This is a genomic window from Paraburkholderia sp. (assembly GCF_035501035.1).
Lineage (GTDB): Bacteria > Pseudomonadota > Gammaproteobacteria > Burkholderiales > Burkholderiaceae > Paraburkholderia.
Window position 1 is genome coordinate 1 of sequence record NZ_DATJWR010000084.1, and the last position, 24083, is coordinate 24083.

Sequence of the window (24083 nt, forward strand, 5' to 3'; positions counted from 1 at the left end):
GGTGCCCGTGGCGAACCTGGGCGACCTTGGCGTCAACGTTTCGTATGAATTCGATCTCTTCGGCAAGCTGCGGCGCGGCGTGGAAGCCGCGCGCGCCGACGACGAGGCCGTCGAAGCCGCCGCCGACCTCGCGCGCATCACCGTGGTGGCCGACGTGGTGCAGGCGTACGTCGAGTCGTGCTCGGCCGCCGAGGAACTCGCCATCGCGCAGGAATCGCTCAAGCTGCAACAAGAGCGCGTGGCGCTCACGAAGCGCCTGCGCGACGCCGGCCGCGGCAACCAGCCCGACGTGACGCGCGGGCAAACCCAGGTCGATACGCTCGCCGCCGATATCCCGCGCTTCGAGGGCCGGCGCCGCGTGGCCCAATATCAACTCGCCATGCTGCTCGCGCGCTCGCCCAAGGACCTGCCGCCGGCCGCGCTCGCATGCAACCGCCTGCCGAAACTCAAGCAGCCGATTCCCGTAGGCGACGGCGCCACGCTGCTCAAGCGCCGCCCCGACGTGCGCGAGGCCGAGCGCCAGCTCGCGGCTTCGACTGCGCGCATCGGCGTGGCGATCGCCGAGATGTATCCCGACATCAGCTTCGGCGCGGGCGTGGGCACGGTGGGCTTGACCGGCGACCTGTTCTCGCCCAAAACCAATGCCTGGTCGTTCGGACCCCTGATCAACTGGACCTTCCCGGCCAACGGCCAGCGCGCCCGCGTGCGCGCGGCCGAGGCCGCGACGGGCGGCGCGCTCGCGCACTTCGACGGCGTGGTGCTCAACGCACTGCGCGAAACGCAGTCGAGCCTCGCCACCTACGCGGCCGACGATCAGCGCGCCGATTCGCTGCGTACGGCCTACGAGTCCGCCAGGGAATCGGCGGACGAAACGCACCGTCTCTATGCGGCGGGCCGCGAATCGTTCCTCTCCGATCTCGACGCCACGCGCACGCTCACCAGCGTGCACGCGCAGCTCGCGGCGGCCGAAAGCCAGGTGGCGCTCGATCAGGTGCGGCTATTCCTCGCGCTCGGCGGCGGCTGGGAAGGCACACGGCTGACGAACCCGACGGAAGGCGCGCAAAGCGCCAATCAGCCGGCCGCACCGGCTGCCGTTCCGGCGAACGCGAACTGACGAGCGCCGCAAGCTGAGCGCGCTTGCGTTCAGCGCACCACGCCGTATTGCGGCATGGCGCGCTGGCGCGCGCGATCCTTTGTATCGGGCGCGCCAAATGCCAGCGCCGCCCGCTACGCGAAGCAGCGAATCACACGGCTTCGCGCGCTTCCCGATACCGCTGCGCCGGCTGCGACTGCCCGAAGTTCGCGAACATCGCGAAACGTGCGGCATCGAAATCGGCCCACTGCTGCGCGTCGGGCAGCGGCGGGATCGTCACGGTCTCGCGCCGGTCGTAGCCCACGAGTGCCGCATCGACGAGATCTCCCGCTTCCATCACCGCCGGCAACGCGTTCACGTCTTTGCCGGCGCGCGCCCAGATTTCGGTACGCGTGGCGCCAGGCAGAACGGCCTGCACATACACGCCCTTCGGACCGAGTTCCAGATGCAGTGCCTGCGAAAGGTACAGCACGAACGCCTTGGTCGCCCCATACACGCTCATGCCGAACTCGGGCGCAAGGCCCACGACAGAGCCGATGTTCACGATCGCCCCCCTGCCCTCGCGCGCGAAGCGCGGTCCCACGGCGGCAGCAAGACGCGCAAGCGCGGTGACGTTGAGATCGACGATACCGCCCACCGCCTCGGGACCCTGCTCGACGAACGTGCCTGGCGAGCTCGCCCCGGCATTATTGACGAGCACGCCAATGCGCGTGTCTTCGACAAGCCGCGACTCGACTTGAGCCAGGTCGGCACGCGAAGCGAGATCGGCGCGCAGGATATCCACGCTCACGCCATCGCGCTCACGCAGCCGCGCGGCGAGTTCTTCCATGCGGGCCTGGTCGCGCGCCACCAGCACGAGATCGTGCCCTCGCGCGGCGAAACGATCGGCATATACGGCGCCGATACCCGTGGATGCACCAGTGATCAGCACAGCAGCTTGAGCAGACATCGAAGTTTCTCCTTTTGGTTTCCATTTACATGACGAACATCATGTAAACGCAATGATGATGACCATCATGTATAATGTCAAGCACCAGTCGATGCAAACGTGGAGAAAACAATGAGGGTCAGTCGCGAGCAGGTGGCGATCAACCGCCAGGCAATCCTGAAGGCTGCTAGCCGCCTCTTTCGCGAGCGCGGCTACGACGCGGTGACGGTCGCGGACGTAATGAACGCCGCCGGGCTCACGCACGGCGGCTTCTATGGCTATTTCAAGTCGAAAGACGAGTTGATCGAGCAAACCCTCGCCCACGTGTTCGCCGAGGGCGAAGGCGGCGCTTCCGATCTCGCGCGCTACGCGGCAAGCTACCTTTCGCCGGAGCATCGCGACAACGTGGCGGACGGATGCCCCATGGCGGCGCTCGGCGCCGAAACGGTACGGCAAACACCTGAGGCCCGCGCGGCAATGGCGTCGGGCATCGAGCGTCAGATCGCGCGCTTCAGCGCGGGCATGAAAACGGCCAATGCCGCCACAGCGCGGCAGGCCGCGATTGGCGGCTGGGCCGCGATGGTGGGTGCGGTCGTGCTCGCGCGCCTGTGCGACGACCCCATGTTATCGGATGAGATCCTCACAGCCACGCGCGCGTGGATCGTTGAGCATGAAGCGGCGAAGCGCGGCTGACGCCGCCCGCCAAAAACGAGCACGCCCGCGGCGCGCCGTAGCGCGACCGCGGGCGTGAATCCGTCGCTGGCCCTGCGTAGTTTCAATCAGTCATGCGAACAAACGCGAGCCCGCGTGCAACTCAGTGCGCGTTATACACCGGCGGCGAGTAGCTGCTGACCGCTCCGTCGGTACGCGAGCCGCTTTGCGATGAGCCGTTCGTGGCCCCACCATAGCCGCTTGTCTGCGCGACGGCCGCGCCATTTTCCGCATTCACGCGCGCCTGGGCTTTCTGGAGATCGTCGGGATAGTAGATGTCGTTCACGGACGGGCGATAGCCGGCCGCCTCGAGTTGCGCGAGTTCATTGCGCACCTGGGCGCGCGTCACGGGGCCATTGTTGCCTTGCGACTGAGCGAAAGATAGGGCCGGCACTGCGAGCACGGCAGCGAACGCAACGGCCTTGATGAATGATTTCATGACTAACCTCCGGTAACTTGATAGGGCCGGTGCAGTTGCTTGTCTGCATCCGTTGAGCACAAGTCTAGGTAGTCGGGCCCTGCGGATAAATGCATCGAACACGAATTCACTGTTTTCGCAGATCACCTAATCCACGCCTCATTGCCCGAATGCATAAGCTTCTATCCGCATGGAATATGGGGCGCACACGTACCGCAGCGCCATGCTCTGGTGCATGATAGGGCCTCTTATTCGAATCTTCGATGAGGGGGCAGCAATGGCGACCTGGCAACCGGATCCGACCTTCTACCCATCTGCTCGCATGGCGGGAGACGCTCCGCCCGAAATGCTGGCGTACGTTGCGAGCTTCGACCCAACGCGCAGCGTGCCCGATTCGCTGGACGTGGTCGATCTGGACCCGCACTCGGCGGAATTCGGCCGCATCGTGCACCGCCTGCCGATGCCCAACACAGGCGACGAGCTCCATCACTTCGGCTGGAACGCCTGCAGCTCATGCCTGTGCCCCAATGCACCGCACGCGCATACCGAACGCCGCTATCTTGTGGTGCCCGGGCTGCGCTCTTCGCGCATCCATATCGTCGATACGAAGCCCGATGCGCGCCGGCCGCACATCACACGCGTGCACGAGCCCGAAAGCGTCGCGCAGCGTGCGGGCTATACGCGGCCCCACACGGTGCATTGCGGGCCCGATGGCATTTATGTGACCGCGCTCGCGAATGCGCAAGGCGAGGCACCCGGCGGCATCTTCCTGATGGACCACGAGAGCTTCGACATTCTCGGCCAGTGGGAGATCGACCGTGGCCCGCAGCAACTCGCCTACGACGGCTGGTGGCACCTCGGCTATGACACGCTCGTGACGAGCGAATGGGGCCTGCCCGCGGCCTTCGAAAACGGGCTCGTGCCCGAAGTGCTGCTCGGCGGCCACTATGGACATCGCCTGCACTTCTGGGATCTGCACACCCGGCAGCACAAGCAGGTGCTCGATTTCGGCGCGGAGAACCAACTCGTGTTCGAGCTGCGCCCCGCGCACAACCCCACGCGGCCCTATGGGTTCGTGAATTCGGTGATCAGCTTGAAGGACCTCTCCGCCTCGATCTGGCAGTGGTATCGCGACGGCGAGCAATGGGCCGCGCGCAAGATCATCGAGATTCCGGCCGAGCCCGCCGACCCCGAGCATCTGCCGCCACTGCTCAAAGGCTTTGCGGCCGTCCCGCCGCTCGTCACCGATATCGCGCTCTCGCTCGACGACCGCTTTCTCTACGTGGCGTGCTGGGGCACGGGTGACCTGCGCCAGTATGATGTTTCGGATCCCGAACATCCTCACCTCACCGGTTGCGTACGTATCGGCGGCATCGTGGCGCGTGCGGCACACCCGCGCGCGCCAGAGCGCGCCCTGAACGGCGGCCCGCAAATGGTGGAAGTGAGCCGCGATGGCCGGCGCGTCTATTTCACCAACTCGCTGTATGGCGCGATCGATCCGCAGTTCTATCCCGAAGGCATTGACGGCTGGATGGTCAAGCTCGATACCGCGCCCGAGGGCGGCATCGCGTTCGACGAACGCTTCTTCATCGAATGGCCGAAGTCGCACCGCCCGCACCAAATCCGGCTCGAAGGCGGCGACTGCTCTTCTGATTCGTTCTGCTATCCATAGCCACGGAGCTTCGCATGGACGGCTTGTTCGGCGCGCACTGGGCCACCTGGGCGGCGGTAGCGGGCAGCGGCGTCTTTCACGGCGCGAACCCCGCGATGGGCTGGCTTTTCGCAACCGCGCTCGGCCTGCAGCGCGGCAGCCGCGCCGCGCTCTTGCTGGCACTCCCGCCTATCGCGCTCGGTCATGCCGCCTCGATTCTGCTGTTCACAAGCTCCACGGCGGCGCTTGGCGCGCAACTGCCGGCCGGCGCGCTGCATTGCGGCTTGGGTGCGCTTCTGATCGGCTGGGCCGCGTGGCAGCATGTGTACGCGCACAAGCACCGAGCACGCGTGGGGATGACCGTGGGCTTTGCCGGGCTCGCCGCGTGGTCTGCCTTGATGGCGACAGTGCACGGCGCAGGACTGATGCTGATGCCGGCCATGCTGCCGCTATGCGGGGGCGGGAGCGCAGCAGCGGCGAACCCGCTTGAAATTTCCTTCGCGTTCACGGTCCTGCACACGCTCACGACGCTCGCCACCACGGCCGCGATCGCGCTGCTTGCCTATGAGTACCTCGGGCTTGGCGTGCTGAGGCGCGGATGGATCAACTTCGACTGGCTCTGGCGCGGCGCGCTCGTCGCCACGGGAACGCTGATGATCGCAACGGCGTGAGCGGCCGGCTCGTTGCGCCCACAACGAAGCCGCTAACGCGCTATCCTTCCCCGCCTTGCAGTCGCGGCATGCCCATCTTGAACCATGCTTTCGCAATCTTGCCGTCGACGACCTCGTAGATCGCAAAGACATCGATCTCGCCGGGTCCTTCCGGGAACGTGCGTGTCACCCGTTCCTGATCGATGACGATGTTCCCGATCGCAGCACGGTGAACGAGCTCGCCGAACAGATTCGGCTCCCGAAAGCGGGCGACATGGCGCTCGCGAACCTGCGCGGCGCCTCGTGCGAGCAAGCGGGAGGGGAACTCGTAGTACTCGCAGTCGTCCGCCCACCATTGCATGAATGCTTCGATGTCGCGTGCGTTGTACGCATCGAGTTGCTGTTGTACGGGAAATTCGGGCGCTTCGGGGGCATGTTTCTTTTCAGTCATTCTGCGCGATCCATTCGAAAGGTAACGGGACGGGCAAGCATACGCCCAGAGTCAATCTCACTCGCCGGCCGGATAGTCCGCCCCGAGACTCACTTCGCGCCACGCCTCGATATCCGCCAGCGCCGCGCGCAAGCGGTTCGCTACCGCATCCACGCCGAACGCCCCGAGCACGAGATGGCGTGGCGGCTTCTCCGCCTCGGTGAGACGTATCATCGCCTGCGCCGCGCGCGCCGGGTCGCCGGGCTGATGGCCGCTGCCCTCGGCCGTGCGCTGCATGCGCGCGCCGGCCGTTTGCGCGTAATCGTCGATACGGCTCGGCGTCTGCACGAGCGAGCGGCCTGCCCAGTCCGTGCGAAACGGCCCCGGCTCCACGCAGGTCACCTTGATGCCGAGCGGCCCGACTTCCGCCAGCAACGCATCGGAGAAGCCTTCAACAGCGTGTTTCGATGCGGCGTAGTAGCCCGAACCGGGAAAACCCACGAGCCCCGCCACCGAAGTTATGTTGATCACATGCCCCTTGCGGCGCGGGCGCATGCCGGGCAGCACCGCACGCGTGAGCGCGAAAAGACCGAATGTATTTGCATCGAATTGCGCGCGGATCTCGCGCTCCTCGCCCTCTTCGATCGAGCTTTGGTAACCGTAGCCCGCGTTGTTGACGAGCACGTCGATGGCGCCGAACTGCTTTTGCGCGGCCGCAACGGCGGCGTCGATCTGCGCAGCGTCGGTCACGTCGAGCGAGACGCGCAGCAGACAGTCACCAGCATCGGGCGCGAGATCGTCGAGCGACGCCTTGTTGCGCGCGCTCGCCACGCAGCGCCAACCGCGCGCGAGCACCGCGAGCGCAAGCTCGCGGCCAAACCCGGTCGAACAGCCGGTCACGAACCAGACCGGCAACGCATTCGGAGATTCAACGGACATGGGATGGCCTCCCGAAAGAAGCGGCAGACACGGCTACCGCAGTGGGTCGAATGCGCAAAGCAGGCACCGCCTTGCGGAACCAGCTCGAACGCGGACACAAAAGCAGATCATAGCGGGCACACCCGAAGTTTGCTGGAACGCCATTCGCGCAGCGCGCCGGATGCCGGCACCTATCAAATGCCAGTCAGCACCAGTCACCGTTAGTCACCATTAGTCAGCCCATATTCAGCACCAATCGCGCCGACCCATGTACCATACGGCGCTTGCGCAGCAGTCGCTGCGTGCGCGCCCCGATTCACCCGCCACTGCCCGGAGTAGAACCCCGATGTCCACCGTCGCCGAGCCCCAGCGCCCCGCCGATATCGCCGAAGCCGCGCGCGCTCTCGAAGCGCGTTACGGCACGCCCTGGTCCGCGCCGCTGCCCGCCTGGAACGAAACACTCGATACGCTGCTCGCGCATCGCTCAGTGCGCAACTACGCCAATCGTCCGCTGCCCGAGGGCACGCTGCAGACGCTGATCGCCGCCGCGCAATCCGCTTCGACCTCGTCCAACCTGCAGACATGGAGCGTGGTCGCAGTCGAAAACCCCGAGCGCAAGGGGCGCCTCGCCGAACTCGCGGGCGGCCAGTCGCACGTTCGCAAGGCGCCGCTCTTTCTCGTGTGGCTCGCAGACCTCGCGCGCCTCGAAGCCGCCGGCGCGCGCAGCGGCACGAGCGTCGAAGGGCTGCATTACATGGAAACGCTGTTCGTCGGCATGATCGATGCGGCGCTCGCCGCGCAGAACGCGGTAGTCGCACTTGAATCGCTCGGCATGAGCGCCGTGTATATCGGCGGGATCCGCAACCAGCCCGAGCAGGTGGCCGCGGAACTCGGCCTGCCGCCGCGCGTGCTGCCTGTATTCGGCCTGTGCGTGGGCTACGCCGACGAAGCGAGCACGACGCAGGTGAAACCGCGTTTGCCGCAAGCGGTCGTGCTCCATCGCGAGCAATACGACGCGCACTCGCAGACAGCCGCAATCAATCAGTATGACGAAGTAATGGGCGAATTCCAGACCTCACAGGGCTTGAGCCCGGCAGGCTGGACCTCGCGTTCGCTCGCGCGCTGGCGCAGCCGCGAGTCGCTGCACGGCCGCGACCGCCTTCGCGACGCGCTCAATGCGCTCGGCTTCGAGCTGCGCTGAACGCCACGACCAGGACGCGGCGCACGCAGGGTCTGCGCGATCCTGCGCAAGCCGATTGATTAGTGCGATGTAGGCACGCCACCCAGGAGAAACGCAAATGAAAGTTGCCGTCATGGGCGCGGGCGCAGTGGGCTGCTTTTTCGGCGGCATGCTCGCGCGCGCGGAACACGATGTGGTCTTGATCGGCCGCCCCCAGCACGTCGAGGCCATTGCACGCGACGGGCTGCGCCTCGAAGCCCTGCAGTTCGACGAGCGCATCGGCGCGCCGCATCTCACGGCCAGCACCGAGCCTTCCGCTGTTGCCGGCGCCGACCTCGTGCTGTTCTGCGTGAAGTCGACCGATACCGAAAGCGCGGGCGCCGCGATCAAGCCGTATCTCGGCGCAGAGACGCTCGTGCTCACGCTCCAGAACGGCGTGGACAATGCGGAGCGCCTGCGCGGCGTGATCCCGCAGGACGTGGCAGCCGCCGTGGTGTACGTCGCCACTGAAATGGCTGGCCCCGGCCACGTGCGCCACCACGGGCGCGGCGAACTCGTGATCGAGCCTTCGCGCGCCGGCGCCGCCACTGCGCGCACGCTCATCGATGCGGGCGTGCCCACGGAAATCTCTCCCAACGTGCGCGGCGCCCTCTGGGCCAAGCTGATCGTAAACTGTGCCTACAACGCGCTCTCCGCCATCACGCAACTGCCTTACGGGCGGCTCGTGCAGGGTACGGGCGTGAGCGACGCGATGCGCGACATCGTGGCCGAATGCGTGGCCGTCGCGCAGGCCGATGGCGTGACGCTGCCGCCCGATATGGACGGCGCGGTGACCCGCATCGCACAGACGATGCCGGGCCAGTACTCTTCCACGGCCCAGGATCTCGCACGCGGCAAGCGCAGCGAGATCGATCACCTCAACGGGTATGTCGTGCAACGCGGCGCGACGCTCGGCGTGCCCACGCCCGCGAACCGTCTGCTGCAGACGCTCGTGCGCCTCATCGAGGACAAGGCGCACGCAGCGCTGTAGTCTTCGCGCGCAAGCGTCTTTCCTTGCGGCCTGCGCCAGACGCGGGCCGCGAACGTGCCCGGCGGCGGCAACGTCACGCGAAAGACCACAAAGCACCCCTCGCGCGGATCAACCTTCGAGAAGTTCGGCTCGCGCCGGCACGAATCGGCAAAGTACAGTTTATTGCTATGGGGTCCGAACTGATTGATACATGGGGCACGCTGCGCCTGGTGCGAGATGCCATCCGTGCGCAGCACGAGCGTGCGTGCCCCACGATCGTCGAACTTCAGATGCGGGCGCAAGCCGCGCAAGACCCTCAGCGTTCGAACACCAGCAGGGTGGATGTGGCAGACGCGTAGAGCCTGCCCTGCGCGTCCGTGATGCTGGCCTCCGTGAAAGCGGCGCGCCGGCCGATGCTGAGGACGCGCCCTTCGGCACGCACGAGCCCGGTATCGGCGGTCAAAGGCCGGTGGTAGGCGACCTTCAGTTCCAGCGTGGTATAGCCCTGATTCGGGCCCAGGCGCGAATGGGCGGCGCATCCACAGGCGGAATCGAGCAGCGTGGCGGCATAGCCGCCGTGCACGGTGCCAATCGGGTTGTATACGTGCAAACCGGGCGTGCCGGCGAACACGACACGACCCTCATCCACTTCGGCAAGCTCGAAGCCGAGTGTTTCGCAGATGGACGGGCCACGGCCCGATTCCAGCATGCGCTGCAATTGTTCAAGGCCAGTCAGGCCAGCGGGCATTTCTGCAATGAGGTTCATTGAAGCCGTCTCCGTCGAAGGTGGCGCATCGCTGCGCGCTAGCGGGTCAGATGGCGGGGAAGTCCGCCGGTTCGCCATCCTACCGCCTTTCGAACGATCGTGCTTAAACGGGATCCCAGGTGATAGCCCAGAGCTCGAACTTCGTCACGCCGGATTCAGATCGAATTCCAGACGAATGCCGCCGGGCTCATAAATCATCGTATGACGTTTGGGCCCTTTGCCTAGCAGTTCCGGCGCAAACTCCACCTTCACGCCCGGCCACGTGGACACACGTTCGAATATCGCGTTGAAGGCCGCTTCATTTGCCGCGCGCAGCGCGAGATGATGCAGGCCGATATTCGATTTTCGGTCGAACTCGACACCCGACTCCGCGTTCTTGCGCTGCCACAAGGTCAGGAGAATGTGCCCGTCGGAAACGAATACCGCTGGATATTCGGGCCTTCCGCCCACCTGCTTCCAGCCAAGACAATCGACAAAAAAAGCGCTCGTTTGCGCGAGATCCCGAACCGTGAGACCGACGTGGTCCACACCTGCTGTCAATGCTGTTTCACTCATGTCACTCATCCTTTAGTCAACTCATAAAGAGGGATGCGTCGTTGCACGTCGATCCCCATCCTCCCGATGCCGTCTACGCCGCGATCATCATCGTGCCCTCGCCGATACGCGCGACCTCGACAAACGCCCGCATCGCACTCGATACATAGGCGTCCTGACGGCGGATGAACTGCGTGAGCACGCGCGCCTTTTCCGGCGCGAGTGCATGAACGGCAACGATATCTTGCGCGAGTGCCGCGGCAACCACGCCGCTCGGCAGCAACGTGATGCCAATACCCGCCGCGACGCAGGCGACAATCGCGTCCAGCGATCCGAATTCGAGCGGCGTCGCTGTGAGGACACCTAACTCGGTAAGCAGCGCATCGAGCCGCTGTCGATACGAGCAGCCAAGACGAAACACGATGGTTTTCAGGTCGCGGGCCGAACGGAGTGCGTCGATCGAGCGCAGCGTATGCGGCGTGACGAGCACGAGTTCCTCTTCGAACACCGTTTCGGCATGCAACTCCGGGTGATCGACCGGTCCGGCCACAAATGCGCCGTCGAGCCGGCATTCCACAACGTCGGCGGTGAGACTGCAGCTCGTTCCGGTCGTCAACGACAGCTGCACAAAGGGATAGCGCTTCGCGAAGGTCCGCAATATCGGCGAAAGGCGCAGCGCCGCCGTTGTTTCGAGCGTGCCGAGCGCGAGCGTCCCGCCCGGCGGTCCGTCGTCGAGCGCCGCCAGCCTCGCATCAGCCACCAGTTTCGCAATGCGCGCCGCGTATGGCAGCATGCGCTGCCCCGCCGGCGTCAGGCGCACGCCGCGCGCATTGCGTTGAAACAACGCAACGCCCACTTCGCGTTCGAGCGCCCGGATTCGCGCGGTGACGTTCGACTGCACCGTGTGAAGTTCCGACGCCGCACGGTTCATGCTGCCATGCCGCGCTACGGCCTCGAACACCTTGAGGTCGGCAACTTCCATTCCTCACACCTCGATGTCATCTGTCCGGCTTTCACGCAACTTGCAAAAAACGCATGCAGCCAAGGCTTCCATGGCCCGCGCCCGTAGCGCGGGGAAGGTGGCTATCGTACACCGAAAGTGCCTGGCGCCTTGCCGCGACAACAGCCCACGCACGACGACGAGGCAAGGCGAAGAAGTACGGCTGCCCACGCCAACGAGGCGGTGCCCCGCGCCGCCTGGGAAGCGATGCGACGCGTTCGTCAGCCGGTTTTTTTCAGGCGGAAATCCTCGCCGTTGATGCGGCTCGAGACGCTGATGTTCCCGGGAGGATGTTCGTGCAGTATGACGTTGATGATCTTCGGGTCCGAACCGATGGCATCGTGCGTGACCTGAATAATGTCGCGCATCAACTGGTCGCGGAGGGCCGGCGTCAGCGTGGCGCCGATATGGCATTCAATGAACGGCACAGTGATTCTCCAGCAATGAACTATTTGAGGCGTTCGATCAGCGCTTTGTCGTTCGCCGCGCCGTCCACATACTCGGGAAGATGCTCCCCGTGCTCTACGAAATTGATGCCGCGGCCTTCGCGAATCACGACGAAAATGTCGTTCTTCGTTTCGCCCGTTACCGCGCTCACCACGCGCAGCAACCCCGCCGCGAGGTCGCGTTTCTGCTCGTCTGTTCTTCCGTACCGCATGTCGCATGATATGAGGGACATTCGTATCTCCCAAAGCTCCTTGATTGACTATTGAATTCCCGGATGGCGAACCGGGAACCGCGCTTGCGGACTCACTTGCGCGAGTAGCTGCATGAGCTCCCCGATCGGTTGTTCGTCCAAAGTCGAAACCAGATCGATAATCTGGCGCCGCAGGGCTTCGTCGGCATACTGCTCGCTCAGCCAATGGAATTTCTCGACCGTGCGTTGCCACGAGAACGGGTTGTCGAGCCCGCCTTCGAAACCCACGTGCTCTTTGCTGACCACACGGCCATCGCGGCACGTGATCGTCACACGCGTATTCAGCGCTTGCGGGTATTGCGCGGTGAACGCCGCATCGGGCTGCACCGTCACCTTGCGCAACAGCGCTTGCGCGTCGGCTGCGCACACACGCTCGGGCTCCAGTTGCGCCGGCCCCACCTGATCGTCGAGCAGCGCCGCCGCGATCAGATACTTGAGGTTGTAATCGGCCTGCTCCTTGGTTTGCGGACGATCCTTGTTGCCGAAGCCGCCGCCGCCCGCAATGTCATAGCCGGTCTGGAAGATGTCGCACAGCACTTCGCTCACGTCTTCGCCGCGTATGCCATGTTGCCGCTTCAGGGCTAGCGTCGCTTCGAGCACCGGCTGTCCGTGTATCAGCGAGCAGTATTTCTTCATCACCGTCTGATGGACGACTTCGAGGCTCGGGTCCTCCCAGTTCACCTCGAGCGACTGATCGAACATCCGCTCGAGCCCGTTCGGCCCTTCGAAAAGACGCAGTGGCCCCGTGAAGCCGCGCTTCGCGAGCGACGCCGAATAAACGGCGCGCATGCCCGTGATGCCGGGCGAGAAGCCCTTCCATTGCGACACCGGCTCCGAATGCACACAGGAGAGCGAAATATTGTCGACGGCGGCGATGGTGATGGCGTGAGCAATCTGCTCCGCGTTCAGGCCGAAGAGTTTGCCCGCGCCCGCCGCGGACGAAATGGCGAGCTGGATGGCGTGGTTGAAGCCCTTCGCCATGACCGGCACGATGGCCGTGATGCGGCAGCCGATTTCGTAGGCAACCGCGAGGGCGAGCATGAAATCCTCGCCGCTCGCCTGCGCATGCTGCGCCGCCGCGAGTATGGCGCCAAAGTTGTCGCTCGGGTGACAAAGGCCGCCCGGTGACATATAGCTATCCAGAAGATCGACGTAGCGTACGAGGCCCGAGTTGTACAGCGCAGCCTGATCCGGAGAAGTCGAGCCCCCGCCGATCAGCGAACACGAACCGCTGCTCCCGCCGTACTCGCTGAACTGCTCGCGCAGGGCCTTGAAGGGCTTGCCCGGCAACGCGGCGATCGCACAGCCGAGGCTGTCGAGAATGTTGCGTTTGAACACCTCACGCGTGGGCGGCGTAAGGCGGCTGGCATGCGCATCGTGTGCGAACCTGCCGATGCGCTCGGCGATGGTGAGCGTGCTCATGGGAGGAGTGTCCTGTGTGAGAAACGACACCTCAATGTCGCACCTCCGCACCGCGCAATCAAGCGAAGCGTTTGCATAGGGGTATCTGCAAGCCAGATAGCCGGAGGCGCGAACTATCTGGAAACTCGCGTGGGCGCGTGGCGGCCGGCCCGATCTGTTCCACCGCGTAACAACTCTTTATCCATGATGGATCTTCGAAACCGCAGATTCGGCCCGGACAACAGGCAGAGCCAGAGGAAGGCGGCCATGCATGGGTGGATATGAAGGAATCCTACGTTTTATTCACAAGCGTTGGAAGCAAGCCGACGCGACCCTATCCCTCCTCACCCATCGCTGGCCCGGTTCGGCCGGACGGCCGCCGATGGTCGGAACCGTGTCAAGCGGGCATGGGCGGTACTTGAAAGGCACCTGAACAGGTACCCCGAGACAGAAGCGGCAGCGGCCGTGCCTTCTCCCGCCGAGACGGCACTCGATCGCCGCCGCGCAACCCTCAACCCACCTCGGCGATGATCTCGATCTCGACGCAGGCACCCAGAGGAATCTGGGCGACGCCGAACGCCGAGCGCGCATGTCTGCCGCCTTCACCGAACACGGCGAGGAACATGTCAGAGGCGCCGTTGGTCACCAGGTGCTGCTCCGTGTAATCCGGAGCCGAGTTAACCAGACTCATCACTTTGACAATGCGCTTGACGCGATTCAGATCGCCGAGATGCGCGTGGAGCGTCGCCAGCAGATCAATGGCCACCGCGCGCGCGGCGGCGCGGCCCTCTTCCGTGGTCATGGAGTCGCCAAGCTTGCCGACCCACGGCTTTCCGTCCTTCTTCGCGAGATGCCCGGAGACAAAGACCGTGTTGCCACTTTGCACGCACATCACATACGCTGCTGCGGGGGCGGCGACAGACGGCAAGGTGATGCCGAGCGCCTTTAGCGTGGCATAAGAATCTTGTTGTTGCATGAGGCTTACCAATTTCAATGACGTAGCGCCGCGACGTGGCGCGGCGCCTGGCGCAAACATGGGCGCAGGATTAAGCGGCCACACGCGCGAACGCGGCGACCGCTCTTGAGTACGGGTTTTGTGGGTCGCAGCGCGTCAGGCCGGCACGCTCTCGTTGGCGAATGCCGCGAGTTCGCGCACGAGGCTCTGTGCGGCGAGCTTAACGAGTTCCCCGCCCTTTTCCGGTGTCGCGAGACCCGGGTTCGAACCCATGCGGCCGTCCGGGAAACGGGCGCGGAAATCGAGCGCATCGCGAATCGGCCCGCTAGGCGCAATGGGTGGTGCGTAGTCCGCTGTCTTGATGCGATCCGGGAATGCCCACTGCGTGACAGCGATCTCTGAAGGCGTAGCGTGCGTGCCGTGTCCTTCGGGGAACTGGGTACGCGCCAACTCGCCCACCCCTTCAAGATCCCACCAGTTGCACAGCTTCAGCGCGAAGCCGGCGCGCTCGCGGGTGAAGCTCGAGTCGGCATAGATCTCGGAGAAAGCCGCTTCGATCGAAGCGATATTGCCGCCGTGGCCGTTGAGGAACAGGATGCGCGTGAAGCCGTGGCCCGCCAGCGAGCGGACCCAGTCGCCGATCGCGGCGATAAAGGTGGACGGGCGCAGTGAAATGGTGCCCGGGAAAGCCAGATGGTGTTGCGCCATACCGATGTTGAACGTGGGCGCGATGAGCATATCGGCGTCCTTCTCGGCCTCCCGCGCGATGATCTCGGGACACAGCCAGTCGGTGCCTAGCAGGCCGGTGGGACCGTGTTGTTCGTTCGAGCCAATCGGAACGACAATGGCACGGCTGCGCTGCAGGAACTGCGCAACTTCGGACCAGGTTGAAAGATGTAAGAGCATAAGGCCTCCTCGATTGAGCCGGCTTCGGCTGAATTGCGATGCGCGATCTGCATTGCGTCATCGCATCGTGTCAGCATCGAATGCATCGAGCAAGAGCAACTATGTGCACGATTCGTTGCTCGAGAGGCAACACCTTTGGTCTGTTCCCGTCGATTCCTATTGGAAACGAGCTTGCGCCGGCCACCAGAGTGAATTGTTGAATTGGGGAACGTTCCTTAACGCTCTAGCGCTCCCACGGTGCAAGCCCCGCATCCGAAGCCCCCATAACGCTCGCGCGCGGAGTGAACAACCTGAATGTCGAATGCGGGATCGTACGCGCGGCAGTTTGGAATCGTCGATGCCGCGAGGTGGCTGCTGCCATCCAGATGTTGCAGCCCTTCGCCGCCGAGCGTCATGCGCCCCGAAGTCGCGCCGACGAAAAAGCCACGTGCGCGCTGGTCGGCGGCGGTCCAGATCAGATCGCCGATGCGCCGAAAGCCGAACATCGAGGAGTAGATGTAGAACGGCAACATGGGCAGGGTCATGGGCAGGGTCGTGCACGCTCGCAGTCGCGGCGGCGATCCACGACGATCCACGACCAAACGGCGCCCCAACGTTTCAATACGTCTCGAGGTGCAGCCGCCCTTCCCGCTTGAGGCGGTCCCACAACGCCTCCCACTCCATGCCGTGCTTTCCGGCAATTTCCTGGAGCGTCTGCAGCACGCCGTCTTCCATGCCCTTGAGCCCGCAGACGTAGATATGTGTGTTGTCGTCCTTGAGCAGTTGCGCGACTTCCACCGCCCGCTCGCGCATGGCGTCCTGCACGTAGCGCTTCGGCTGGCCCGGCGTGCGCGAGAAGGCCAGATTCGTGTCGATGAAATCCTTCGGCAGATTCATCAGGGGTCCGAAATATGGCAGTTCCTGCTGCGTGCGCGCGCCGAAGAACAGCATGAGCTTGCCCGTCGCGCCTTTGAGCCGGCGGCGGCGGCGATATTCGGTCATCGCGCGCATGGGCGCGGAACCCGTGCCCGTGCAGATCATCAGCAGGTGCGAGTTCGGATGGTTCGGCATGAGGAACGTATGGCCGAACGGCCCGATCACGGTCACCACGTCGCCCTTCTTGAGGTCGCAGAGGTAATTCGAGCACACGCCGGAAGTGGCGTTGCCGCTGTGATCGTGCGTCACGCGCTTCACCGTGAGCGAAACGTTGTTGTAGCCAGGACGCTCGCCGTCGCGCGGGCTCGCGATCGAATACTGGCGCGCATAGTGGGCGCGCCCTTCGGCAGTCGTGCCCGGCGGCAGGATGCCGATCGATTGGCCCTCGAGCACTGGAAACGGGATCGTGCCGAAGTCGAGCACGATGTGATGGATGTCGCTTTCCGTGGCGTCGTCGGTGAGGCGGTAGTTGCCCACCACGGTCGCCGTGGTGGGCGCCTTGTGCGTGTAGAGCTGGACATAGGGGCGCGCAGCCGACCAGGGCGGCACGGTCGAGCCGCGCACCATGTCGGAGCCCGCTACGCTCGCATCGGCCGGCTCGGCTATGGCCTCCATCGCGGCGCCGCTCGCCGCCTGTGGCTCGGCCGGCGCACCCACCGAAGGATTTTGCGCGGGCAGTTCGTCCCACGTGAACTGCTCGTCGATGCCATACGCCTCGGCCTTGAGCACGTTGCGCCAGTTGTCGATCGCGCCAGTCGGACAAGGCGGCACACAGGCCATGCAGCCGTTGCAGACGTCGGCCTTCACCACATAGTTGGTGCCGTCGTGCGTGATCGCGTCGATCGGACACGTTTCCTCGCACGTGTTGCAGCGTATGCAGATTTCAGGATCGATCAGGTGCTGCCTGAGAATTTCCGCGGGTACCGGACCGTTCATCATTGTCTCCCACTGTGGCGCGCGAACCGGTTGCCGTGCACCGCAGTTGCCCTCCGAATGGCTTTGAATTTCGCTGGCGATAGCAGTTGAAGCGTCGGTTGAAGCATCAGTTGAAACGCACGTACTCGAAATCGATCGGCTGACGATTGATTCCGATGGCAGGAGGCGCGATCCAGTTGGCAAACTTGCCCGGCTCGACCACGCGGCCCATGAGCGAGGCCACGTAGGCGCGGTCTTCCGCGGTGGGCAACCATTTCGCTTCGTTCGCGGCCCATTCGGCCTCGCCGATCACGCGGCCGTCGGGCGCCACGCGCACGCCCGCGAAAGTGCCGATCTGGCGATTGAACGCCTTGTGCGGCACGTGCAGGCGAAAATCGATGCCCGCTTTCTCCAGCACCTTGTTCCAGCGGTTCACGCCCGCGATCGAATCCTTGATGTAGTCGTCGCGCAGCACTTCGTTCATCGCATTGAGCATCGGCACGTCGCGCTCGACGAGCTTGCCGTCCTGCACGTCGAGCAGCCGGTAATGCTGGCCTTCGAGCTGGTGGTCGTCGTCGCGCTTGCCCTCTTCGTAGCGGCCCTTCAGGCCTGAGCTGTAGAAGGTCGCCGCATTCGACGACTGGTCGGCGCCGAACAGGTCGATCGTCACCGAGTAGTGGAAATTCAGGTAGCGCTGGACCGTTTCGAGGTCGATCACGCCCGCGGCGCGCAGACGGCTCACGTCGTCGGTCTTCAACTCGTTCATGACCTGCGCGGTGCGCTGCACGACGCGCGAGATGCCCGATTCGCCGACGAACATGTGATGTGCTTCCTCGGTCAGCATGAACTTCGTCGTGCGCGCGAGCGGATCGAAGCCCGACTCGGAAAGCGCCGAAAGCTGGAACTTGCCGTCGCGGTCGGTGAAGTACGTGAACATGTAGAACGCGAGCCAGTCAGGCGTTTTCTCATTGAATGCGCCGAGAATGCGGGGGTTGTCGTCGTCGCCCGAGCGGCGCTCCAGCAATGCTTCGGCCTCCTCACGACCGTCGCGGCCAAAGTAACGATGCAGCAGATAGACCATCGCCCACAGGTGCCGGCCTTCTTCTACGTTCACCTGGAACAGGTTGCGCAAATCGTAGTTCGAGGGAGCGGTCAGGCCTAGGTGACGCTGCTGCTCGACCGAAGCGGGTTCCGTGTCGCCCTGCGTGACGATGATGCGGCGCAGGTTCGCGCGGTGCTCGCCCGGCACGTCCTGCCACGCGGCTTCGCCCTTGTGCGCGCCGAAATGGATCTTGCGATCGGCTTCACCTGGGGTGAGGAAGATACCCCAGCGATAGTCAGGCATCTTCACATGGTCGAAGTGCGCCCAGCCGCCCGCATCGACGCTCACCGCCGTGCGCAGATAGACGTCATAGCCGTGCGACCCGTCGGGCCCCATGTCGCCCCACCACGAGAGGAAGTTGGGCTGCCACTGCTCGAGCGCGCGTTGCAGTGCGCGGTCGTCTGCGAGGTTGACGTTGTTGGGGATCTTTTCGCTGTAGTTGATCGTGGACATTTGGGTTCCTTGCGGCACACTCGGCGGTGGACCCATAACGCGAATTACGCGGGCGGCGCGGATTGTGCGAATCGTGCGGACTGGGGGCGGCGGATATCAGACGCGGGCAGCGTCGAACTGTGCCTTGCTGCCCTTGCCGTACACCTTGAGCGCGCCCTTCTCGCCCACGGCATTGGGACGGTTGAAAATCCAGTTCTGCCACGCGGAGAGTCGCCCGAAGATGCGCGTTTCCATCGTTTCCGGTCCGTTGAAGCGCAGGTTCGCTTCGAGGCCCGTGAGCGCGTCGGGTGACATCGCTGCGCGCTCTTCCAGTGCGAGACGGATTTCGTCGGGCCAGTCGATGTCGTCGGGCGCGGCCGTCACGAGGCCGAGGCGCTCCGCCTCGACCGGCCTCACCGGCTCGCCGATCTTCGCGCGCACGGCGTCGAGTGGTTCGGCCTCCTCATAGAACCGGCGCGCGAGGCGGGATTGATGCGTAACCATCGGATAGAGGCCGAAATTGGCCTCCGAGAGCGTGATTGCCGGTTCCTCTTCTTCGTTCGACGGCAGCGCGGCCATATAGGTACGGTCGGCGGCGAAAGCGAGTTCGGCGAAGGTGCCGGCGAAGCACGAGCCCGGCTCGATCAGCGCGAACAGCGAGCGCGACGAGACATCGATGCGCGCCAGCGTGCGGCGCAGCATGCCGATGGTCTCGCGCACGAACCAGTGGTCGCGGTGTGCGAGGAGCGCGGCGTCGGCGGCGAGCACCGCGCGCGTGTCGCCTTCGGTCTTCAGGATCCACGTGCCGATGTCGAGCTCGTTGGTGCGCATGCAGAGTATCGCGTCGTCCAGTTCGCGGGCGAACTGCAGCGGCCACCACGATGCGCCGGCCGCGACGATTGTTTCGATGTCCGAAGCGGGTACTGAAGCGGGCGCCTTCGCGGTGAAGGTGGCAGTGCGTTTCGCGCGGTCGATCGTCACCTCGACGGTTGCATAACTCAGGCCGTTTTCCCGCTCCACGCGTTCGATGCGCGTGAGCGCGACGCCCTTCGCGCCGGCCGGACGATCGCTCGCGGCAGCCAGTTCGAGCGCGCGCGCCTGCACGGCCTGGCCGAACTGGTTCGGCTTCACGACTTCGTCCACGAGGCGCCACGCCTTCGCACGCTCGCCGCGAATGCCTTCCACCACCGTGCAGAAAATGTCGGCGCGGTCGTGGCGCACCTTGCGCTTGTCGGTGAGGCGCGTGAGGCCGCCCGTACCGGGCAGCACGCCGAGCAGCGGCACTTCGGGCAGCGCGACCGACGAGGAGCGGTCGTCCACGAGCATGATCTCGTCGCAGGCAAGCGCCAGTTCATACCCGCCGCCGGCGCACGCGCCATTCACGGCTGCAATAAACTTCAGCCCGGAATGGCGCGACGAGTCTTCCATGCCGTTGCGCGTTTCGTTCGTGAATTTGCAGAAGTTGACTTTCCACGCATGGGTGGACAGTCCGAGCATGAAGATATTGGCACCCGAGCAGAACACGCGGTCCTTCAGGCTGGTCAGCACGACCGTGCGTACTTCCGGGTGCTCGAAGCGGATGCGCTGGAGTGCATCGTGGAGTTCGATGTCGACGCCGAGGTCGTAGGAGTTCAGCTTCAGCTTGTAACCGTCGCGAATGCCGCCGTCTTCCGCAATATCGATGCCGAGCGTCGCCACGGCGCCGTCGAACGTGAGTTTCCAGTGCTGGTACTGCGACGGGTCGGTGCGGTAATCGACCCGTTGCGGGGCGACGACGGTTTCGGCTGCAGCCATGGGCGTCTCCTTGTCCGACCGGAGTTGGCGCTCCAGCGCTGACTCCGGTCCCTTGAAGGTTGGTTGCTTGTGCATTCGTTGGTGAACGATAGTGCACAGGCCTCCCGATGTAAAGCACTTTAATGCATTTTAGTGCATATGATGGGTAAACCCGAACGCTGGATGCCCGGGAAGCCCGCCGCCTATCAGTCGATGCGCGGTGCTTCGGCGCCGAGACGAGCGGCGAGGCGGTCGCGCAGTTGCAGATAAGCGTCGGCGAGCGTCTTTTCGCTGGTGTCGAAGGTCATGTCGGCGCGGCCGTAGAGTTCGCTGCGCCCGGCAAGGATGCGCTTGAGGTCGTCCATCGCCTCGCGGTTGCCCGACATGGGCCGCAGATCGCCTTGCGCCACCACGCGGCGCATGTGTTCTTCGGGCGTGGCCTGAAGCCAGACAGTGAAGCAATGCGCGAGCAGCAGTTTGAAGGTGGCCGGCTCGGAAACGAGGCCGCCCGGCGAGGCGATGACCCCCCGCGGGTGCTCGGCGACCACGGCCTCCAGCGCGCGGTGCTCGTAGCGGCGATAGGCGCTCGCACCATACAGCGAGTGGATTTCCGAGGGCGGGCAGCCCGCCAGTTGTTCGATCACGCGCGTGAGCTCGACGAATGGCACTTTCAGCTCCTGCGCAAGCATGCGGCCGAGCGTGGACTTGCCCGCGCCGCGCAGGCCGATGAGCGCGATGCGGTCGTTGCGGTGCGGGTCCGCGGGCGCCTGCGAGAACATCTCGGCGAGCGCGAGGCGCGCACGCTGCAGCGCGGCTGGGTCGCGCCCCTGCAGCAGTTCGCGTATCAGCAGCCATTCGGCCGACGAGGTCGTGACGTCGCCGATCACCTCGGCCAGCGGGCAATTCAGCGTGCTTGCGATCTGCCGCAGCACGAGCACGGATGCATTGCCGACCCCGGACTCCAGATTCGCCAGATGCCGCTCCGAGAGCCCGGTCTCCGCCGCCAGCGCCTTGCGCGTCATGCCGCGCCGGGCGCGCAGCAGGCGAACGCGCTCGCCCATGGCGGTCAGGAACGGATCGCGTTCGGCGCGTGCAGCGTCGTCGGCGGCTTCCGCCGGTAGCTCGGCAGTGTAAGTTTGCTTCATCTTCGGAGACCTCTGAACTCACGCTTGTGTACTATAGTGCTTGACATGCATTTTACGAACCGCTAATTTTCGGCCAAAGGTTTGCTATACGGCAAATATTGGTGCGCGTGACGCTGCACAGCCACGCATGGGACCGCACCAAGCGCTAAAGCGCCAAGTGCGGTCGACCGCCTTGCATGGGACCGCACTAAGCGCTAAAGCGCCAAGTGCGGTCGACACACAGGAGACACGCATGTCACTGCAAGAATTCGAGCGCCTCGTGGCAAGCGTCACCGGACAAATCGCCACCCGTCCGCTCGATGATGCACTCGACGCATGGCTCAACGCGACCTGGCCGAACGGCAGCCCAACCTTCAAGGCGCTCGCCACGGCCTGCCGAACCGGCGTAACCGAGGGCTGGCTCTGCAACCGTGAGGCCGGCGGCCTGCGCTACGGGCGCATCTTCAAGGCACTGCCCGCAACACACGGCTTCTCCGTCGACGTGGTCAGCATGAAAGATATTGCCGGCCCGCACCACACGCATCCGAACGGCGAAATCGATCTCTTCATGCCGCTCACCCAAGGCGCGACCTTTGACGGCCGCCCTGCCGGCTGGTGCGTCTATGGCCCCGGCAGCGCACACCGGCCCACCGTCGCCAACGGCGAGGCGCTGGTGCTCTATCTGCTGCCGCAAGGTGCAATCGAATTCAGCCTGCCTGCCTGAATGCGCCTGGGATCCAGCACCGGCGCGCGGCAGTGCAGGTGTTACCCACTGCGCTCAGCGTGCCGGCGAGCGCGAGGCGCCAAGGTGAAGCCGGATCACGGGCAGCCCCGAAAGACCGCGAATCACAAAGACTCAACATAAGCGAAGACCGGTGGTGCGCAGCGCGGCCCGTTGCCGAATCCACCCGATCGAGCCAGACAGAGTGGAGACAACATCGTGGAAAACCAAGCAGCGTCACCCGAACGTGCCGCGGCCGTGGCAACGCGTCCCGAGCCGCCGCCCGCGCAATTCAATTTCGCCTCGCATCTGTTCGCGCTGAATGCCGCTCGCGCCGGGAAGCCCGCTTATATCGACGACACGCTCACGCTGAGCTATGGAGAACTCGAAACACAAGCGCGCCGCTTTGCCAGCGCGCTGCGCGCGCTCGGCGTGCACACGGAGGAGCGCATCCTGCTTGTGATGCTCGACACCGCCGAGCTACCGGTCGCATTTCTCGGAGCCCTTTATGCCGGAATCGTGCCGGTGGTCGTCAATACGCTGCTCAATCCGGCCGACTATGTTTATATGCTCACGCACAGTCGCGCGCGCGTCGTGATCGCATCGGGCGCGGTGCTACCCAACGTGAGCGCCGCGCTCGCCGAAGCTCAATGTGAGGATTGCCAACTAATCGTCTCGCAGCCGCCGCTGAGTGCGGCCAGTGAAGCGGGCACGGCTGGCGCGCCGCGCGTGCTTGCCGATCTGCTCGCACGTGCCGAGCCCGCGCCGCGCGGCGTGCAAACAGGCTGCGACGATATCGCGTTCTGGCTGTACTCCTCGGGATCGACGGGCAAGCCCAAGGGCACGGTGCATACGCACGCCAACCTCTACTGGACCGTCGAGACCTACGCGAAGCCCATACTCGGCATTCGCGAGAGCGACATCGTGTTTTCCGCGGCGAAGCTGTTCTTTGCGTATGGCCTCGGCAACGCCCTCTCGTTTCCACTCTCGGTAGGCGCGACCACCGTGCTGATGGCCGAGCGCCCCACCGCCAACGCCGTGTTCGCGCGCCTCGTCAAGCATCGCCCGACGGTGTTCTACGGCGTCCCCACGCTCTACGCGAGCATGATGGCCTCGCCCGACCTGCCCGCGCGCGCCGATGTCGCGCTGCGCGTGTGCACCTCTGCCGGTGAGGCCCTGCCGCGCGAAATCGGCGAACGCTTCAAGCAACATTTCGGCAGCGACGTTCTCGACGGCATCGGTTCGACGGAGATGCTGCACATCTTCCTCTCGAACCACCCGGACCACGTCGAATACGGCACGACGGGCCGCCCCGTGCCCGGCTACGAAATCGAGCTACGCGACGAGAACGGTGGTCTCGTGCCCGATGGCGAGATCGGCGACCTCTATATCCGCGGGCCGAGCGCGGCCGTCATGTACTGGAGCAATCGCGAGAAGTCGCGTGCGACCTTTCTGGGCGACTGGGTGCGCAGCGGCGACAAGTATCGCCGCCTGCCGGGCGGCGCCTATGTCTACGCGGGCCGCAGCGACGACATGCTCAAGGTGAGCGGCCAGTATGTCTCGCCAATAGAAGTGGAAATGGTGCTCATGCAGCACGAGGCCGTGCTCGAAGCGGCCGTGATCGGCGTCGATCAGGACGGCCTCCTGAAGACCTGCGCGTTCGTCGTGCTCAAGCAGGAGGCGAGGGACGTGCCGCACGAAGCGTTGGCCGGGCAGTTGAAGGCGTTCGTGAAAACCCGGCTCGCGCCGCACAAGTACCCACGCGATATCCTCTTCGTCGACGATCTGCCCAAGACCGCGACCGGTAAAATCCAGCGCTTCCGCCTGCGCCAGCAGTTTCAATCGTGAACAGCA

24 protein-coding genes and 1 pseudogene are annotated in these 24083 nt (G+C 64.7%); 8 read left to right on the forward strand and 17 right to left on the reverse strand.

The features are described from left to right. Positions 1-1114 (forward strand): TolC family protein (locus VMJ11_RS05960; protein ID WP_325617914.1); only part of this gene is annotated, 1114 nt, incomplete at its 5' end. Positions 1115-1244: 130 nt separating this feature from the next. Here VMJ11_RS05960 and VMJ11_RS05965 read toward each other — a convergent pair. After that, a complete protein-coding gene (locus VMJ11_RS05965; protein ID WP_325617916.1) occupies positions 1245-2042 on the reverse strand; it encodes an SDR family oxidoreductase in 798 nt (265 codons plus the stop codon). A 111-nt stretch (positions 2043-2153) separates the two neighbouring features. Between VMJ11_RS05965 and VMJ11_RS05970 the strand changes: the two genes are divergently transcribed. Beyond that, positions 2154-2714: a helix-turn-helix domain-containing protein gene (locus tag VMJ11_RS05970; protein ID WP_325617918.1), complete on the forward strand. Its 561-nt coding sequence runs from the start codon at positions 2154-2156 to the stop codon at positions 2712-2714. A gap of 121 nt (positions 2715-2835) precedes the next feature. On the opposite strand, the gene VMJ11_RS05975 is transcribed toward VMJ11_RS05970, so the two are convergent. Continuing rightward, on the reverse strand, positions 2836-3171 hold the full coding sequence (locus tag VMJ11_RS05975; protein ID WP_325617920.1) for a DUF4148 domain-containing protein: 336 nt from the start codon (positions 3169-3171) through the stop codon (positions 2836-2838). Between the two features lie 256 nt (positions 3172-3427). Here VMJ11_RS05975 and VMJ11_RS05980 point away from each other — a divergent pair, with 256 nt between their 5' ends. Next, on the forward strand, positions 3428-4822 hold the full coding sequence (locus VMJ11_RS05980) for a selenium-binding protein SBP56-related protein (RefSeq protein WP_325617922.1): 1395 nt from the start codon (positions 3428-3430) through the stop codon (positions 4820-4822). Positions 4823-4836: 14 nt separating this feature from the next. Further along, on the forward strand, positions 4837-5472 hold the full coding sequence (locus VMJ11_RS05985; RefSeq protein ID WP_325617924.1) for a hypothetical protein: 636 nt from the start codon (positions 4837-4839) through the stop codon (positions 5470-5472). A 40-nt stretch (positions 5473-5512) separates the two neighbouring features. Here the strand turns inward: VMJ11_RS05985 and VMJ11_RS05990 are convergent, their stop codons facing one another. Then, positions 5513-5902 carry a nuclear transport factor 2 family protein gene (locus tag VMJ11_RS05990; protein ID WP_325617926.1) on the reverse strand — a complete coding sequence of 130 codons (390 nt, stop codon included), beginning with the start codon at positions 5900-5902 and terminating at the stop codon, positions 5513-5515. A 57-nt stretch (positions 5903-5959) separates the two neighbouring features. After that, the gene (locus VMJ11_RS05995) at positions 5960-6820 is read right to left on the reverse strand and encodes an oxidoreductase (RefSeq protein WP_325617928.1); all 861 of its coding nucleotides are present in this window, start codon (positions 6818-6820) and stop codon (positions 5960-5962) included. A gap of 325 nt (positions 6821-7145) precedes the next feature. On the opposite strand from VMJ11_RS05995, the gene VMJ11_RS06000 reads away from it, so the two are divergent. Together VMJ11_RS06000 and VMJ11_RS06005 are read left to right on the forward strand one after the other, a co-directional pair. Next, positions 7146-8000 carry an NADPH-dependent oxidoreductase gene (locus tag VMJ11_RS06000; RefSeq protein WP_325617930.1) on the forward strand — a complete coding sequence of 285 codons (855 nt, stop codon included), beginning with the start codon at positions 7146-7148 and terminating at the stop codon, positions 7998-8000. Positions 8001-8097: 97 nt separating this feature from the next. Next, positions 8098-9009, forward strand: coding sequence for a 2-dehydropantoate 2-reductase (locus VMJ11_RS06005; RefSeq protein ID WP_325617933.1), 912 nt, complete (start codon positions 8098-8100; stop codon positions 9007-9009). Positions 9010-9304: 295 nt separating this feature from the next. Here the strand turns inward: VMJ11_RS06005 and VMJ11_RS06010 are convergent, their stop codons facing one another. From VMJ11_RS06010 to VMJ11_RS06070, 13 genes and pseudogenes are all read right to left on the reverse strand, one after another. Further along, the gene (locus VMJ11_RS06010; RefSeq protein WP_325617935.1) at positions 9305-9754 is read right to left on the reverse strand and encodes a PaaI family thioesterase; all 450 of its coding nucleotides are present in this window, start codon (positions 9752-9754) and stop codon (positions 9305-9307) included. Between the two features lie 144 nt (positions 9755-9898). Continuing rightward, positions 9899-10309 (reverse strand): VOC family protein, encoded by a 411-nt coding sequence (locus VMJ11_RS06015; RefSeq protein ID WP_325617937.1) that lies wholly within the window; start codon positions 10307-10309, stop codon positions 9899-9901. 73 nt (positions 10310-10382) lie between these two features. Next, positions 10383-11270, reverse strand: a complete 888-nt coding sequence (locus VMJ11_RS06020; protein ID WP_325617939.1) for a LysR substrate-binding domain-containing protein — start codon at positions 11268-11270, stop codon at positions 10383-10385. 239 nt (positions 11271-11509) lie between these two features. Further along, complete coding sequence (locus tag VMJ11_RS06025) at positions 11510-11716, reverse strand: tautomerase family protein (protein ID WP_325617941.1); 207 nt, start codon at positions 11714-11716, stop codon at positions 11510-11512. Between the two features lie 20 nt (positions 11717-11736). Beyond that, positions 11737-11967: a tautomerase family protein gene (locus VMJ11_RS06030; RefSeq protein WP_325617943.1), complete on the reverse strand. Its 231-nt coding sequence runs from the start codon at positions 11965-11967 to the stop codon at positions 11737-11739. 27 nt (positions 11968-11994) lie between these two features. After that, a complete protein-coding gene (locus VMJ11_RS06035) occupies positions 11995-13407 on the reverse strand; it encodes an MmgE/PrpD family protein (RefSeq protein ID WP_325617945.1) in 1413 nt (470 codons plus the stop codon). A gap of 490 nt (positions 13408-13897) precedes the next feature. Continuing rightward, on the reverse strand, positions 13898-14362 hold the full coding sequence (locus tag VMJ11_RS06040; RefSeq protein WP_325617947.1) for a RidA family protein: 465 nt from the start codon (positions 14360-14362) through the stop codon (positions 13898-13900). Between the two features lie 135 nt (positions 14363-14497). Beyond that, positions 14498-15247, reverse strand: coding sequence for a creatininase family protein (locus tag VMJ11_RS06045; protein WP_325617949.1), 750 nt, complete (start codon positions 15245-15247; stop codon positions 14498-14500). A gap of 287 nt (positions 15248-15534) precedes the next feature. Further along, positions 15535-15826 (reverse strand): annotated as a pseudogene (locus tag VMJ11_RS06050) (pyruvate dehydrogenase (acetyl-transferring), homodimeric type); the annotation flags it as partial. Positions 15827-15844: 18 nt separating this feature from the next. Next, positions 15845-17098, reverse strand: a complete 1254-nt coding sequence (gene boxA, locus VMJ11_RS06055) for a benzoyl-CoA 2,3-epoxidase subunit BoxA (protein ID WP_325617970.1) — start codon at positions 17096-17098, stop codon at positions 15845-15847. A gap of 106 nt (positions 17099-17204) precedes the next feature. Further along, positions 17205-18632, reverse strand: a complete 1428-nt coding sequence (gene boxB, locus VMJ11_RS06060) for a benzoyl-CoA 2,3-epoxidase subunit BoxB (RefSeq protein ID WP_325617951.1) — start codon at positions 18630-18632, stop codon at positions 17205-17207. A 96-nt stretch (positions 18633-18728) separates the two neighbouring features. Continuing rightward, complete coding sequence (gene boxC, locus VMJ11_RS06065) at positions 18729-20405, reverse strand: 2,3-epoxybenzoyl-CoA dihydrolase (RefSeq protein WP_325617953.1); 1677 nt, start codon at positions 20403-20405, stop codon at positions 18729-18731. Positions 20406-20590: 185 nt separating this feature from the next. Next, complete coding sequence (locus VMJ11_RS06070) at positions 20591-21529, reverse strand: helix-turn-helix transcriptional regulator (protein ID WP_325617955.1); 939 nt, start codon at positions 21527-21529, stop codon at positions 20591-20593. 232 nt (positions 21530-21761) lie between these two features. Between VMJ11_RS06070 and VMJ11_RS06075 the strand changes: the two genes are divergently transcribed. After that, complete coding sequence (locus VMJ11_RS06075) at positions 21762-22232, forward strand: DUF4863 family protein (protein ID WP_325617957.1); 471 nt, start codon at positions 21762-21764, stop codon at positions 22230-22232. Positions 22233-22448: 216 nt separating this feature from the next. Then, positions 22449-24077, forward strand: a complete 1629-nt coding sequence (locus VMJ11_RS06080; protein ID WP_325617959.1) for a benzoate-CoA ligase family protein — start codon at positions 22449-22451, stop codon at positions 24075-24077. The last annotated feature ends 6 nt before the right edge of the window (positions 24078-24083 follow it).

Coding starts and splice junctions, on each gene's coding strand:
- VMJ11_RS05965 (WP_325617916.1), bottom strand. CDS start 2,042: ATGTCTGCTCAAGCTGCTGTGCTGATCACTGGTGCATCCACGGGTATC.
- VMJ11_RS05970 (WP_325617918.1), top strand. CDS start 2,154: ATGAGGGTCAGTCGCGAGCAGGTGGCGATCAACCGCCAGGCAATCCTG.
- VMJ11_RS05975 (WP_325617920.1), bottom strand. CDS start 3,171: ATGAAATCATTCATCAAGGCCGTTGCGTTCGCTGCCGTGCTCGCAGTG.
- VMJ11_RS05980 (WP_325617922.1), top strand. CDS start 3,428: ATGGCGACCTGGCAACCGGATCCGACCTTCTACCCATCTGCTCGCATG.
- VMJ11_RS05985 (WP_325617924.1), top strand. CDS start 4,837: ATGGACGGCTTGTTCGGCGCGCACTGGGCCACCTGGGCGGCGGTAGCG.
- VMJ11_RS05990 (WP_325617926.1), bottom strand. CDS start 5,902: ATGACTGAAAAGAAACATGCCCCCGAAGCGCCCGAATTTCCCGTACAA.
- VMJ11_RS05995 (WP_325617928.1), bottom strand. CDS start 6,820: ATGTCCGTTGAATCTCCGAATGCGTTGCCGGTCTGGTTCGTGACCGGC.
- VMJ11_RS06000 (WP_325617930.1), top strand. CDS start 7,146: ATGTCCACCGTCGCCGAGCCCCAGCGCCCCGCCGATATCGCCGAAGCC.
- VMJ11_RS06005 (WP_325617933.1), top strand. CDS start 8,098: ATGAAAGTTGCCGTCATGGGCGCGGGCGCAGTGGGCTGCTTTTTCGGC.
- VMJ11_RS06010 (WP_325617935.1), bottom strand. CDS start 9,754: ATGAACCTCATTGCAGAAATGCCCGCTGGCCTGACTGGCCTTGAACAA.
- VMJ11_RS06015 (WP_325617937.1), bottom strand. CDS start 10,309: ATGAGTGAAACAGCATTGACAGCAGGTGTGGACCACGTCGGTCTCACG.
- VMJ11_RS06020 (WP_325617939.1), bottom strand. CDS start 11,270: ATGGAAGTTGCCGACCTCAAGGTGTTCGAGGCCGTAGCGCGGCATGGC.
- VMJ11_RS06030 (WP_325617943.1), bottom strand. CDS start 11,967: ATGTCCCTCATATCATGCGACATGCGGTACGGAAGAACAGACGAGCAG.
- VMJ11_RS06035 (WP_325617945.1), bottom strand. CDS start 13,407: ATGAGCACGCTCACCATCGCCGAGCGCATCGGCAGGTTCGCACACGAT.
- VMJ11_RS06040 (WP_325617947.1), bottom strand. CDS start 14,362: ATGCAACAACAAGATTCTTATGCCACGCTAAAGGCGCTCGGCATCACC.
- VMJ11_RS06045 (WP_325617949.1), bottom strand. CDS start 15,247: ATGCTCTTACATCTTTCAACCTGGTCCGAAGTTGCGCAGTTCCTGCAG.
- boxA (WP_325617970.1), bottom strand. CDS start 17,098: ATGAACGGTCCGGTACCCGCGGAAATTCTCAGGCAGCACCTGATCGAT.
- boxB (WP_325617951.1), bottom strand. CDS start 18,632: ATGTCCACGATCAACTACAGCGAAAAGATCCCCAACAACGTCAACCTC.
- boxC (WP_325617953.1), bottom strand. CDS start 20,405: ATGGCTGCAGCCGAAACCGTCGTCGCCCCGCAACGGGTCGATTACCGC.
- VMJ11_RS06070 (WP_325617955.1), bottom strand. CDS start 21,529: ATGAAGCAAACTTACACTGCCGAGCTACCGGCGGAAGCCGCCGACGAC.
- VMJ11_RS06075 (WP_325617957.1), top strand. CDS start 21,762: ATGTCACTGCAAGAATTCGAGCGCCTCGTGGCAAGCGTCACCGGACAA.